Genomic DNA, 14,538 nt, shown 5'->3' on the forward strand with positions numbered 1-14,538 from the left:
AGGTTTTGCGAAAGGGTTTCCTCACGTTCATGGCCTTCATTTCGAGCCTGTGGATCAGCGCCTGCAATGGGGTGTTCTATCATCCTTTGGAGCAGGACCTCTATGATCCCAAGAGGCTTGAACTGGACTTCAGCCAGGAGCGCATTCCTTCCGAAGACGGCATTACGCTGGCCGCCTGGTGGTTCAAATCGATCGCCAGGGAAAGCCACAAAAAGCTGATCGTGCACTTTCACGGCAATGCCGAGAATATGACCAGCCACTTCATGTTCACGGCCTGGCTCACGCAGGAAGGCTTTGATGTCCTGACCTTTGATTATCGGGGATATGGTCGATCGTCGGCCGTTCCACCAACCCGCAACGGTCTGGTGGAAGACGGCTGCGCCGTATTTCGCTGGGTTCAGCAGCACCCTCAGCTAAAAAACTATCCGATGTATGTGATGGGGCAAAGCCTGGGCGGAGCCGTGGCCATCAGCTCTCTGAGCCATTGCCCGGCTCCACAGGCGCGTGGCCTGGTGATCGACAGCAGTTTTTCGTCCTATAGGAAAATCGCAAGACAAAAGCTCGGCGGATTCTTCCTCACCTGGCCCCTGCAGTATCCGCTGTCATTTCTGGTGTCGGATGAGTGGTCCCCTATTGATTTCATCGAACAGCTGACCATGAAAAAAATTTTCTTTCACAGTCCGCATGATCCCGTGGTTCCCTACAATCTTGGCAAGGACCTTTACGAGAAAGCCGTGGATCCCAAGGAGTGGGTCGATGTGGACGTCCATGGCCACACCAGCGCCTTTGTCGATCCCGACAGTCCCTACCGCGCGCAGCTCGTCAGGTTTTTGCTGTCACACTAGGACGCAACCCGACCCAGCGACGGGAAGTTGACTCCCGCATCCAGAAACACGTGAATCATTTCCGCAAGCAATCTCAGCCGTGCGCCACGCTCCTCCTCGAGGTCAACATCACGACGCCCGGGCTGATCATAATACGCTGTTAAAACTTCAACGATCATCCGCACGCGCAGCGCGGTGTACTGATCCTTGCCCATCTGAAACACGCGACTGTTCACCAGGTGGAGCGCAAGGTCGGGACGAAAGTCCCCATCCTTGGTCCAGATCAAAGGATTCCGGCCATAGGTTCGAATCGCATGCTCAATCACCTGGCCGGACTTTTGATAAAGGGCATCCATGCCCTGGACGAGTTTTTCCATGGCGAGGCTTTGATGTCTCATGGACGGAAATGAACCCAGATGTCGCACAAATTCAAGGAGAAGGTCCTGACCCAAGGCCTCATACGAGTCCTCTGGTGTGTTCTGCGGCACATCATGCAACTCAACCATTGCGTCGATCACCAGCTTGGGGCGCGGATAAACCTGGCTGACTTTGGGCGGCGAAGGGGGCTGCTTGTCACTCCACTCCTGACTGATCCGCGCGATCTCATCACCGATAATCGCGACCGCCTTGTAACGTCCCAGCTCACGAAAGCAGGATTGAATCAGCTGAAGGACAAAGATCTCTTCCTCAGGATCGTGGCCGCTTTCATGACGAATATACTGCCTATAATGGTAACTGCAGCGCAAGGCCAGCGCGGGATTGGGCTGGACCAGGACACGATGCAGATGATCCATCGCATCGCGACGCAATGCAGTCGGCATTTCAAAGGCCAGGCTCAGATAACGTTCGACCAGTGTCGGATGATAGGGGTGCCGACTGATATGATTCAGAAAATCAGTCAACCCCAATTGGGTCCTGCTCATGGCCGCATTCCTTCCTCTAGTCAGTGCACCGAGAGCTTCGTATGCAAAATTTACCCGCATTGGTTCGGCCGTTCCTGAAAGAATCTTGAGATTCTTCCTAAAAATCACAATTTAATTCTATATTTTCAATGACTTATCAAATATCGATTTATGCCAGCCCGGAGTGCGACATACACAGAATTTTTCGATTTGAGGACGCTTTCGGCAATGATGCTCGCGGTCTGGGCTGCGAAATTTGCAATGTATTGCGGCCTCCTTCGTCTCTCCTGGGTGAAAAGATCCTCAAAACATTAAGGGTCATTATGGCATCAGGTATCAGCACTCTTTTTATTCTGTCCGCTGTCGTGGGGGGCGTCATCCTCCTGGTCCAGCTCGTCCTGCACCTCCTGGGAGGTACGATCGGCGGCAGCGACTGGGATTTCTTCGAGGTCGGTGATGCCGACGCGAGCTTCAAGCTTCTTTCGCTGCAAGGACTCAGCGGCTTCTTCACCATGTTTGGTCTGGTGGGTCTGGCCCTGCTGCGGGAAAGCGAAGTGGCGCCCGGGCTGGCCGTTGGTGGTGCTCTGGCAGCCGGTGCTTTCACAACCTGGGTGATGGCGCGCATTTTTCAATGGGTCAAGGGGCTGCAATCCAGCGGCAATTTACGCATCAAGGATGCCCTTGGCATCAGCGGCACGGTCTACACCCGCATCCAAAAACATAAACCCGGGAAAGTCACCGTGGTTATCCGCCAGAGGCTTCTGACCCTGGACGCCTGTACGCGTGAGGACGAGACATTTGAACAGGGAGACCGCGTGATCGTCCAGGCGATCGAGGACAATGGATCCCTCTGCGTGTCGCGCTCACTCTAATCCAACTCACCCCTTGCATTGTTCCCCATATTTAGGAGTTACGTTCATGGAACACATCGGACTTTGGGCTATCACCGCTGTCGCCTTCGTTGGCCTTATCAGCATAACCATGCTGTTTCTCGCCTCACGTTACAAACGCTGTCCATCAGACAAGGTTCTGGTCGTCTTCGGCAAGGTCGGAGATGGACAGACAGCACGCTGTATTCATGGTGGAGGCGCCCTCATCTGGCCACTGATCCAGGATTACCAGTATCTCAGCCTGACTCCGCTGACGATCAATATCGATCTCAAAAATGCCCTCTCCCGCCAGAACATTCGCATCAATGTGCCGAGCACCTTTACGGTTGGCGTGAGCACGCAGGCTGAGGTCATGAACAATGCTGCGGAAAGGCTCCTTGGCCTCTCTCCTGAGCAGATCGAAGCCATGGCTGGTGAAATCATCTTTGGCCAACTGCGTCTCACCGTGGCCTCGCTCACCATCGAGCAGATCAACCAGGACCGGGAAAGTTTCCTCGAAGAAATTCGCAAGAATGTGGAGCCGGAACTCAATAAGATCGGCTTGAATCTTATCAACGTGAACATCACCGACATCACGGATGAATCCAACTATATCGGCAGTATCGGTAAAAAGGCTGCCGCCGAAGCGATCAACCGCGCCCGCATCGATGTTGCGGAGCAGGAGAAGATTGGTGCCATCGGTCATGCCGAGGCCCAGCGTGAACAGCATGTTCAGGTTGCCGTGACTGAAGCCGAATCCGCCAAAGGACAAAAAGCGGCCCAAGCGGATCAGCGCATCTATGTGCAGCAGCAGGAAACGCTCGCCGCAGTCGGTGAGGCGCAATCGTTGATGGAAAAGGACATCGCTGTGGCCAAAAACCTGGCCGAAGCCGAAAAAGGCAAAAAAGCGGCCCACGCCGATCAGCGTATCTTCATTCACCAGCGTGAAGCCGAAGCGGTGGCCGGTGAAAACCAATCCAAAGCCGCGATCGTCAGCAGCAACGCCGAACTCTCGGTCCGTGAAGCGGCAGCCCGCCAGCAGGCACAGGTTGCTCAGCGTGAGGCCGAGGTCCAAATCCAGCTGGCCGAGGCCAAGGCGGAACGTGAGCGTCTGACGGCGAGTGAAGTCGTGCGCGAAGAGATCGAACGCCGCAAGATGGAAATCCGGGCTGCGGCTGATGCGGAACAGGTCCGACTCAGGGCTCGTGGCGATGCGGATGCCATTATCGCGAAATACGAAGCCGAGGCTGAGGGTCTTTTGAAAGTTCTTTCCGCCAAAGCCCAGGGTTATGAAGCTCTGGTCCAAAGCTGTGCCGGCGATGCGAAGGCTGCCGCTTCCCTTCTGATGATCGAGAAGATTGAACAGATCGTGGCCACCCAGGTCGAGGCGATCAAAAACGTGAAGATCGACAAGGTCACGGTCTGGGATTCCGGTAGTGGTGATTCTTCGTCAACGGCAAACTTTCTTTCCAACATGATCAAAAGTCTGCCGCCGCTGCATGAAGTCGCAAAGATGGCTGGTGTCCAGCTGCCCGAGTATCTGGGTGAGATGCAGTCGGAGCCCGCAAAGGTCGCTGCCGTCACCACCCACTAGATCAGAAGAAGGAACCTCTGCCCAGCGTCAGATCTGTGAAAGACGCTGGGAAAGTTCGGAAACCTTCTCGTCCATCCTCTGCTTATGACCTTGCGCCGTTTCCGAGAGATTCCTCACGGCCCGATCCTCGGCCGTACGCGCATCATCCATCACGGACTGGAAGGACTGGTTGGCGAAATCCTTCAGCTTCTTCCGATAGTCCTCGATCGCTTCCTTTCGGTTATCCAGACTGATCGCCTGCTCAATCTTCGCAGCTTCGACCCGATCATCCTGATCCAGAATATCGCCACCCATGCTGGCTCCGCGACGCCCAATGTCGATCTTCCAGCTCATGATTTTGTGATTATAGGCCGGCCCCTTCCATTTGAAGATATCCATTTTCTCCTTCTTGATCCTGAACGGCACGGGAAACTCAGCATAGGCATACACACGGCCATCCAGAAGATGCAGGTCAACGTCAGTATCAATGAAGATCCTGATGAAGGGATAGGCCTCCTCATCGAACATCAGCTGAGCCCCGCCCGCGATGGGAGCGCGGAACCCGACGATGGTCAGTTCCGCCCCAGCGCCACCACTCAAAAGCCCCGCGATGCCCACACCACCCGTGGCAAAACCACCAATGTAGACGTGTGGAATGACAGAGCCCATGATCCGCGTATTGATCAGACCAATGCTATAACCAAAACCAGCGTCGATCAATCCACCGGCGCGAACGGCAACGGGCACAGGTCCGACCATAAAGGTCTGCTGATAGCCCACCTCCACAGAAAAAGTCAGAGCATCCAGATTCTCCTTGGTCCATTTCACGTCACCCTTTTCTTCGATAGGATCGAATAGATCCTCGCCAACGAATTTCACGTGGAGTTTTGCACTCAGTTCGTCAGGTCCCGCATAGAGTTCACCCAGTCCGTCCACGACATTGAATTGCATGCCAAAGACATAAAGATTCGTTTGGGCATCCGCTCGCAGCGTCTGGTCCACTTCACTGCCACCCATCGCGAGCTCAGCAAAACCCTCCAGACCTACAACGTCACGTTTGCCAACATTCAGACCATCCCAGCGTTTCCTCTTCTTGATATTCAGCGGCGTCCGCTCCGGTTTTCCTGGCAGCTTGATATCAGGAATATGCGGTATTTTCAGAGAATCCAGCTCCTTGACATTGAGTTTGTTCTTGAGCTTGTTGATCATCTGGGGGCCGGGAATATCCTCCAGAGCGAGCGCCTGGTCCAATCCTTGAACGATGTCCTGAAAGTTCCCCAGCTTTTCGAACGACTCCAGATTCAGGCCTTTCGTCAGATCAGAGAGGCCGAGATTATTAAAAACGTCGCCTCGCTGGTTCAGCACATCCTGAACCAGATTCTTCAATTCAGGCGATCCCGGCACAAGATTCCGGGCGTTTTGCAGAGCATCCTTCAGGTCTTCATCCAACATGGAATACCCTATGGAGCAAAGGACGCTTTGGGTGCGATCCATGCGATGCAAAAAGCTGCGCAGGTCGATCGCGGTGTGATCGGGCAAGGTCAGCGGGATATTCTGCAATCCCGCTGGCAAAGCATTGAGATTCAGGTTGGGGCACTTCCCTTCAGGCAGAGGATCTTTGATCTTGCTGAGGAGTTCAGGGGCATTCATCCGCAATTCGTTTAAAACCTGTTCACGATGCTTCAGCACGTCGGTTGGGATTTCCTGCAAGGCCAGATCCGTGGCCTCGCGAACCGACGCTCCCAGCTGGGATACACGCTGTTCCTGCTCATTCAGAAAGTTGACCCATTCGGACCTGGCCATCTCCACGACCTGCCCGGCCGGGTTTTTGAAGCGAATGCGACCATTCGGCAGTTCCTGAAACAGTTCGGCCGCTTCCGCAGGGATGGCCTGAATATCCTGAGCGCTGAAAGGAACAAAATCCCGCGCCATGCCTTGAGCTTTGGTTTGCACCTGATCCTGCAGATCGGAAATCACAGCGTCGTAGACAGGAGCGGTGACCGGACGCGTGGCACCCTCGAGCGTTTCCCAGGCATCAGGGAATCGATCGGAAGCACGGACCGGGAATGATATCAGGCAGAAGCCAAGACCAAATCCAAATATGGTTTTCATATTTTTTGACCCCTTGATTTGATGATTTCACTTTCCATAAAGGCGGCTGCCTTCTCATCGAGCTGCAGAATCTGTGACGGCTTGAACCCTTGAATCAGACGCAGACGATTGCAATCCATGGCGGCAGGCCGTGTGGGACGCAGGCAGGCTTTGACCATGCCGAAGGTGCCATACATTTCCTTATCGTAGAAGGAAGCAAAGATTTGCAGCTTCGAGCGTGTTCTCTGCTGGTCAGCATACTGAGCTTCACGCACACGCACCAGGCCCTGCAGACTGTCACGTCCATACCGGGCTACAGGCTTCGGGATGTCCCGATTGGTTTCAATTTTCCTGATTTCATCGTCAATACGCTTTTTCCAATCATCCAAATGGTTGCGCGACGCGAAGATTTTCTCTTCCATGATTTCCTTTGCAATCGCCGCGCTTTCATTCTGATAGCGAACGATAACGCTATCCACATGGCGCAACTGAACCAAAGCGGCCTCTGTTTTGGCCACAGCAGCCCGCAGACGAGGAAATTGCACGGCCAGAGCTTTCATCTTCAGAACAACCGCCTTGTCGAGCGACCGGGTCATGTCCTGTAGGCTTTTGGTGGTGTCCTCGGTCAGGGCATCCTGGGAATCGAGCAGATTCCTTTTGCTGGACTGCACCTGGTCCCAGTAAACCTGGATCTGCGGACCATAGGTATCGGACTGGCTCGTTTCCAGAACGTCGATATAGTCGGCAGGGAAAAAGGGCAGCGCATCCAGGGCATCATAAGCCTGAGTTCCCATGCGCTTGATTCCCGAAATCCTGGCGGTCATGGCATCAAGGTTGGCCAGTTGAACCTTGATAAGATCCAGCATGGCCTTCTGCCGATCTTCATCGGCAAGGTTATCGCCTTCCATGGCCTCCAGGACCGGATCCCAGCCCTGCAGCCAGGCGTTCAGATCGTTGAACCAGGTTTCCATCGACCGCTGGTAACCTTGAATGATCATGTCCTTGCGGATCTTCTGATAGCGGGCATGGGCTGTTGCCACTTCCTCAACGCGCTTCCACTGTTTGTTGAGGTGAGCCTCCTCCTTGTCGAGCTGGTAACTGTTGTATCGTGACTGCATCTGAGCCCACGCGGGTGGCGTCAGGCCAAGGCCTAGCAGAATGGTCAGTGGGAATAGCCTCATGGTTGATCTCCTGCGCTACGAGTTTCTCTCTGGCTTGAGCGATACTGACTTTGATCTTTGATATCGTTGATGGCGCGATCCAGGTTGGCTCGAAATCCCTCATCCAGTGAGTTCGAGAGGGCACTCATGGCATCCAGGAAACGATTCACGCGATCCAGGGCTGTGTAGAGTATGCCTTTGGCGACAATGTCCCGAGCCCTATGGATTTCGGCTTTGGATCCGGCCGCTGTCTCACGCGACTCCAGCAGGGATTTCAAACTGAGGACATAGTTGATATTCAGGTTCAGGATTTGCAGTTCCGCTCTGAAATCATCCTGGCTCAGAAGAGCCTTGTACCACTCGGGTTGGTCATCAAACGGCCGAATGACATAAGTTTCATGGGTCACGCTGTTGTCGGGGCTCTCAAAGATCCGGAGCGTTTGGGGATCGGCGAGCAGTGGCCGGTAATAGTCCCCTTCAGCCCAATCCAGAACGCTGTAGTCGAATCCTTCGACACGCGAACCGTCCTTATCCGTCGCCCTCAGGAGCTCAACAACGGATTCAATATACTTGTCGATGGATACCTCATAGAGGCTGATACCCGTCGCATAGAACGTATTGGAGTCATTTTCATATTTCTTGAATCTGGCCAGGTGATCCAGACCAACCTGCAGCTGCTCGACCATTCCGTTGGCCAGGGCATGCCACTGGCTGATGGTTGCACCCGTCGGCACATACATCACGCGTTTGATCCGTATATCGCAGGCTTTGGGAACCTGAGTCTGGAGTTTTCCAGCATCCGAAAGATAGCGCAGCTGCAGGAACGCTGGACCAAAAAGCTGACCGCCGTCATCGCTCGCGTTGCCGCTCGGAGGAGTTGAGATATAAAGCTCAAAACGATCGGAAACATAGGTTTCATTGGCTTTGGGTCGCCTGGCTTTCCTTAGGATATGACCATTCAAAACAAAATGCAGTTTATTGACATCGCAGGTTTTTGGAACAGTATAGTCATACCAGAGGCTGTACTTTTCCGTTCCGATCCCGTTGGTATAACTGAAACCCCGGAAGCTCACGACCGGCTCGGTAGGAAATTCACAAAGCGCGGCGTTGGCCTGGCATTTGGCGGGATTTTTTCCAAACGGGTGATGACGCGCCAGATCCGCGAAATAATCCTGCGCAGTCGCCCCGTTTTGCAATTCGAGGTTGCGTGCGATCTGCGATGCCTGGCGGTCGCCCCAGCAGGCCACCTGCTGCGTCATGGCATCGACGGCACAGCTGTGACGGTCGCCCAAAGCCAGTTTTTTGCCGAAGAGGTGACGCGTGGGCACGCTTGTCTGCGTTGCATCATTCCTGCCCCAACACTGCACCAGGTCGTCCTCACTGATGGAGCAGGTATGATGCGCACCCGCTGCAACCGAAACGATGGGAGTGAGTGCGGCGGGCGGCACGGTCTGACCATAGGAATTGTCTCCCCAGCAGACCAGGCGCTCTTCGCTGTTAATCCCACAGGCGTGGTTTTCACCCAGCGCCAGGTCCAGAAATGAAGTCTCCGGAGGGGGTTGGCTGTTCACCAGGTCCTGTCGCCCCCAGCAGCGCAGACTATCATTCGCGAGGATCGCGCAGCTGAGATGAGGGCTGGTAAAGATTTTTTTGGCCTTATCGAGGTCCGAGGGAACCTGAGTTTGAAGAGCCGAACTGTCCCCCCAGCAGGCAACCTTGCCGTCCTTGTCCAGCGCACAGCTGTGGTCCTTCGCGGCTTTCACGGAAACCACAGGGCCCATCGTGGTGGGAACCTGGAGCTGGTTCCTGTCATTTTTTCCCTGACAGAGGACTTTGCCATTATCAACATGGCAAAGGTGTGCGGCACCCAGAGCGAGTTCGTTGCCAGTCGGAAACGGTTTGGATTGAGGCAGCGTATAGTGCGGGGTATCGCCCCAGCAGGTGACTTTCCCGCTGTTCGTGAAACTGCAGGTCTGGCCGTTCGCGCTCACCAGATGCTGCGCCTTGAGTTCTTCGTAGGACACGAGGGATCCTGACCGCGGCTCCAGACAGCGAAGGCGCTCGTCCTTAAAATAAGCGCAAATCCCCCACTGATTGGCTTCAACTTTAAGTACGGGCTGAACCGTACCGAAACGCCGGCGATTATAGACCGCAGCCCCCGACCAGCAGGTAAAATCGCCATTCTGATAACGGGCGCACATCGTATTGTGCTGACCCGTGACTTCCACCACATCCTGTCGGTTGATGGCCGAGGGCAGGCTGAGCGGGGTCTGACTGCCCACGGCATAGCAGGCCAGTTCACCGGAATCCTTGACAGCACAGATGCTGGTTTGATTGACCGCAAAATTCAAATAACCCTGACCTGGAAGGGTTTGAAAAGGCTTGACCTTGAAGGGGACATTGTCCGCCCCGATTACATCACAGCCGATGGTCTGGCCACTCGACAACCCACACAGCAGGATTCGTTTCGAGTCCAGTTCGGCGTGCGCAATATGCACGACGCCTGCACCGTTGTCCTTGAACGCGGGATTCTCCCCCAGGACCCGAAACTTGTTGAGGTTCGAGGCGCCTTCCGCAAAACACTGGGCGATATCCGCATTCTGTTTCAAAGAGATCACACAGACCTGTTGACCTGCAACAAGAACACGGCGCTGGGGCGACTCCTCAGCCAGATGAAAATTTCGATCGTTGGAATCCTTTAAGGCACAGACCAAACGCCCTTCATGGGTAATCAGGCAGTTTTCATCCATATCCCGCAAAGGAGCCAGAGCCAGAATCGAGGGGACGAGAGAAAACTTTTTATCCTGGGTAAAGCAGGAGACCTGCCCATCCTCCTTGATGACGCAGACATTGGGATCCTTCGTGCTGCTGGGGCGAATACTGATGCGCTTGATCGCACCTTCATCGTAATCCCGAATGAAGCCTGATGAATCCTTGACAAGACTGTGATCCGCTGGGCCGCAGCTCCAGAGCGGAAGGATCAGAAGCATGATCATGATGGAATGGAACTTTCGCATCGCACTCTTCCCTTTTGTTATAAACTGGCCAACACACTGGAGACGAAACCACACACATCCGTCCGACCACAATTTTCAAGATAATCAGCAAGAAGCTGCCGGACTTCAGGATGAGTTTTGTTCATATTCGCCAGGTGACTTACGATCTGCCGGATGATGCGGTCATTGCGCTCCTGAACGAGCACATTCTTCAGAGTTTCAAATGTCCTCTGGTCCTGCGCGCCTCCATTCAGATTTTCAATCGCCGTCTCACGCAACCGCTCGGAGGGACTCTGCTGAAGTGTCGTCAGAAGGATGGAATAGGCGCGATCGTCCTGCACGGAGCGCATGGCCCGCAGAGCTTCCCGCCGGGTTTCCTCCTTTTCGCTCTGCAGGTACGGAACTATCCACGCGACCTGATCCGGCGCTCCTATATTGCCCAGAATGCGCAAGGCATGCTGCGTGTCCCGATCGCTGTCGGCTGTGGAAAGTTTTTGCCGTGCATAGTCGAGCGATCGCTGAAGGCCATCGGCACGACCGTGCCTGAGATGACGGGATCCCATCACGCCAATGGCGAGTTCCGCCGCTCTTTGATTTCGCGGGACTGTCAGATCGCGAGCCAGCTCATGCATTCTTTGTTCGGCTGACTCTTCGATATGTTCCACAAGACCCAGATGGGCTATGAATTTTTCCTGGTTCCCGGCTTGGGACGCGTCGATAGCCTGCATCAGGAGTTCCTGCGCCGCCCGGTTGCCAACGGCGGTGAGGGCCGCGGCCACAGTGGAACAGCGAGGGTCCTTGTAGGGAAGGTCCAAATACTCACGGAGCTTCCCGATCTGTTCCGGATGAAAATAAATGAAGGCTTTGAGAGCCAGATAGGGTTCCACACGCTGCTGTTGGGTGAGCCGGGGAAGGTCTTCCATGAGCGCCTGGATTTCATCCCAGCCGCGGCCTTTCAATTCACGCCGATGCATATCACGTTCAACAAGTCTCTGATAATTCTCACCGCTCATGGTTTCGGAAATGCTGAGTTTTTCCGGCCTCGGTGCCTCGCGATCCCAGGCTTCTGCTATCGATTTGAGCTGAAGGCGGCTGCGATCTCTGGCTATGCTGCCACGTGGTGCCGTCGTCTGGCGTTCGCGGGTCACATCCACGCGTTTCCAGAATTTGTGTAGATCGATCTCATGCTGTCCCACGCCTTGAATATGCTGTTCGCTCGTGGAACCATAGATCTTTTCGAGGGTGAGCCGCGATCCGCTGCGATTTTTCAAGAGGATGGTGACCGGACTGGCCCCTTGAAAACTCTGAGCCTGGGACGCCCACTTCGTTTTCTTTTGAACCGGAAGTTCAAGGTCCACAAGACTGAGCAGGTCCGCCAGCAGCATGGAATATTCCTGATACTGAACCTCGTCAGACTGGAACCCTTCAATGCGACCACGGGGACTCATCCTGAGCCATCCCGCAAAATCGTCCGTGGGTTTTGGCAAGGAGAGGCCACCACTTGCAAAACGCCAGCGGTCCGGTTTGAGATGCATCTCGAAGATCAGAACGTCCTTTTCGGACTCGAGGAGCTTCAGATAGAGTCGACCCTCAACGGCAACGTCCACTTCCGTTTTCGGAACGATAGGAGTGGCGCGATCGGACGTGCCCTGTACATCGCTCTGGCCAAGGCCCTGACTCTCGTAGTGGAAATGATAGACAAATTGCGTGCCGGGATCGATCACATAGGTTTCCTCCTGACCGGCGGACGCGTGAAATCTTCCATCTTTCCAATACAAGCCAAAACCGACGGCCAGGGCCAGAAGGAACAGGCCGGCCGCCATTCGCCATTTTTTTTCAATCCTAACGCCCATGGGTTCCATCCTTCTCCAGACTGGTGATGAGGCTTCCATGACAATACGGATCCGATACCCCCTTTGCTGCGGGTCTACGCAGGAAAATCGAAGCGGATCCGTCTTGCCGTCGACGCTGGAACGAAAACCAACTTCGGAGAGATGTTATGGGTCCTAGGCTGCATCAAATCGTATCAACCCTTATTGCGGGAGCTGTCGGCAGCATCCTGACGTCCTGCGCGCCGGGAACTGAGAAGGCGCATTCGCAATTGATGGCGGATGAAACTCCGCAATGGCTCGGTCAGGGACGCCACTCTCTGAACGGTCGATCGATGGCTGAATGTCTTGACTTTACTGTGGTTAGGCAGCAGGGCGGCAGCCGCGAGCTGTCCATCGGACGCCTGAATGGTCCCGTTGATTTAGCTGGAAGACTCGGCGTGCCTTTCTCAGAAATCACCAACGCGGCCTCCAGCGATCCCCTGGCCCAGTTGGCTCTGACGCTGGATCGGGATCCGCGTGTCATGAACGTCCTGATCAAGTTTCAAAGGACCTATGCGACCGAGAGAGTCCATGCCGATGCGAAACTAAAAGAGAGCATGCAGGACACCTGGCAAACCAGCTTTCGTGAATTTACCAGCACCTGTGGTGACCAATTTCTCAAGGAGTATCGCCACGGTGATGCCCTTTACGCCATCGTGGCAATTTATGTGGACAGCGATCATCAGAAGGCCACGCTGCAATCCACGCTGGAAAACCTGGGGCAAACCGAAGACAAGCTGGGCATAACTCTTGGTGAGTTGCCGCTTAAAACTGTGAATTATCTTTACGTTGGAAAAGCCGCGGGAGATCTGTTCGGCAACACCGGCAGTCATTATCTATTGCGGGAAAGTCCGGGGGAATTCGCCCTTCTTTACGAACATATGCGCACCGGAACACCATTGAATGATCAGACCTCCGTCGTCATCGATCGCAAGTACGCACTTTATAGTGATGTGTTGCGAAACACGGACCCTGCGGAAGACAGTCAAAGTTGGGAGGATTTCCGGTCAACCTTTGATTTTTTGAATCAGCAGGACCTGGAGGCCGCAGCCTGTGAGGCCCGCTTGAACATCATGAAAGACCGCGGCCTGGAATTCAAAGTCCCGCTACAAACCGAAACCGGCCTGAGTCTGGTGAAGACCTATAAGGAAATGCTCGAGGAGGCGAAACTCTCCTGCATCGGAGCCCTGGAAGATTCCACGCTCGACCTGGCCGACTGTGCCTTTGGTCCTGAAATGGTCGCTCAAATGAGCATGAATTTGGGACATTGTGAAGCAGGGCTTTTCTCACTCCATCACACGGATGCCTTTATGTACCGTGAGTATCAGACGTCTGCAAAGCTCAAGAATGAGCTGGGTGCCATGAAAGAACTGTCCAAAATAGAAGGAACCGCCATGACGCAGGCCTTTGAAAAAGGCTATATGGTCCGGGCCCAATACGCAAAAAACAAATTTTCCTACTATATGGACAAGAGAGTCTACGCAGCATGGCGCAGGCTTGCCGCCAAAATCAAGGATCCTCTCGCTCGCTTTTTTACCCGAACCGGCGTAGCCGATATCTATTTCTTTGAGGAAGGGAGACTTTTCCATGTCGGTGCCGAAAGGGGAAGCGGCGTAGTCTACGCCGTTCACAAACTCGCCGATCACATGCTTTGGACCAGCATCCCGAAAGCGGATGAAATTGAATTCGCCAATGACAAGGTCGAGCGGGCTTTGGTCAAAGCTCACGATTATGCCTACTTTCTGCAAAAGGCAAAGGCCGCGAACAGCAAGGCCACGGTTGTCAAACTGGAAAGAGACGATGCCTTTGCGGAATTTTTCCTCAAGAAAACGATCAACTGGGGTGTGCCTCTCACGGAGCCCAAAACTTTCAAATCCAATGCCGATGATCGCTACGTCCTGGCATCCGACGGGAAATACTACTGGCACTCGAAGAATCTTGGCCCATTTGGTATGAGCGATGCGATGCATAAGCTCTTTCTCAAAGTTGGCGGTCCCGCCGTCATGGGCAGCGTCAAGAAAAGTGAAAGCTGTGTGAACAAGGTCTGCACGCTGACACTTGAAAAGGACAAATTGCAGATGGACGACAAGGGAAAGCGCATCTGTCCCAAGGACCAGGTCGCTCGGGATGACGGCAGTTGCCGGGACAAAAATTGGTTTGTCGAATATTGTCGAAACAACCCAACAAAATGTTTTCCTACAGTACTGCCTGAGATACCCAGGCTGCCGGTCCTTCCACGTCTTCCATGACAG

At 54.2% G+C, this 14,538-nt stretch carries 9 protein-coding genes; 4 read left to right on the top strand and 5 right to left on the bottom strand.

The features are described from left to right. The first annotated feature begins 5 nt into the window (after positions 1–5). Positions 6–845, top strand: coding sequence for an alpha/beta hydrolase (locus OLTU_RS28595; protein WP_141736142.1), 840 nt, complete (start codon positions 6–8; stop codon positions 843–845). Here OLTU_RS28595 and OLTU_RS28600 read toward each other — a convergent pair. Further along, entirely contained in the window at positions 842–1,747 is a 906-nt protein-coding gene (locus tag OLTU_RS28600; protein ID WP_141736143.1) for a hypothetical protein, read from the bottom strand. The two genes, OLTU_RS28595 and OLTU_RS28600, sit on opposite strands and share 4 nt — an antisense overlap. Before the next feature lie 302 nt (positions 1,748–2,049). On the opposite strand from OLTU_RS28600, the gene OLTU_RS28605 reads away from it, so the two are divergent. Then, positions 2,050–2,598, top strand: coding sequence for a hypothetical protein (locus tag OLTU_RS28605; RefSeq protein ID WP_141736144.1), 549 nt, complete (start codon positions 2,050–2,052; stop codon positions 2,596–2,598). A 46-nt stretch (positions 2,599–2,644) separates the two neighbouring features. Beyond that, positions 2,645–4,189 carry a flotillin family protein gene (locus OLTU_RS28610; RefSeq protein ID WP_141736145.1) on the top strand — a complete coding sequence of 515 codons (1,545 nt, stop codon included), beginning with the start codon at positions 2,645–2,647 and terminating at the stop codon, positions 4,187–4,189. Between the two features lie 27 nt (positions 4,190–4,216). On the opposite strand, the gene OLTU_RS28615 is transcribed toward OLTU_RS28610, so the two are convergent. The 4 genes from OLTU_RS28615 to OLTU_RS28630 are packed head-to-tail and all read right to left on the bottom strand — an operon-like array spanning position 4,217 to position 12,268. Beyond that, a complete protein-coding gene (locus OLTU_RS28615; protein WP_141736146.1) occupies positions 4,217–6,280 on the bottom strand; it encodes a hypothetical protein in 2,064 nt (687 codons plus the stop codon). Then, the gene (locus OLTU_RS28620) at positions 6,277–7,440 is read right to left on the bottom strand and encodes a hypothetical protein (RefSeq protein WP_141736147.1); all 1,164 of its coding nucleotides are present in this window, start codon (positions 7,438–7,440) and stop codon (positions 6,277–6,279) included. Before OLTU_RS28620 ends, OLTU_RS28615 begins: the two co-directional genes overlap by 4 nt. Next, positions 7,437–10,436 carry an RCC1 domain-containing protein gene (locus tag OLTU_RS28625; RefSeq protein WP_141736148.1) on the bottom strand — a complete coding sequence of 1,000 codons (3,000 nt, stop codon included), beginning with the start codon at positions 10,434–10,436 and terminating at the stop codon, positions 7,437–7,439. Before OLTU_RS28625 ends, OLTU_RS28620 begins: the two co-directional genes overlap by 4 nt. A 17-nt stretch (positions 10,437–10,453) precedes the next feature. Further along, positions 10,454–12,268 (bottom strand): HEAT repeat domain-containing protein, encoded by a 1,815-nt coding sequence (locus OLTU_RS28630; protein ID WP_176737054.1) that lies wholly within the window; start codon positions 12,266–12,268, stop codon positions 10,454–10,456. Between the two features lie 146 nt (positions 12,269–12,414). Between OLTU_RS28630 and OLTU_RS28635 the strand changes: the two genes are divergently transcribed. Further along, positions 12,415–14,535 (top strand): hypothetical protein, encoded by a 2,121-nt coding sequence (locus OLTU_RS28635; protein ID WP_141736150.1) that lies wholly within the window; start codon positions 12,415–12,417, stop codon positions 14,533–14,535. The last annotated feature ends 3 nt before the right edge of the window (positions 14,536–14,538 follow it).

This window comes from Oligoflexus tunisiensis (genome assembly GCF_001748245.1).
In the GTDB taxonomy this organism is placed as follows: Bacteria; Bdellovibrionota_B; Oligoflexia; order Oligoflexales; family Oligoflexaceae; genus Oligoflexus; species Oligoflexus tunisiensis.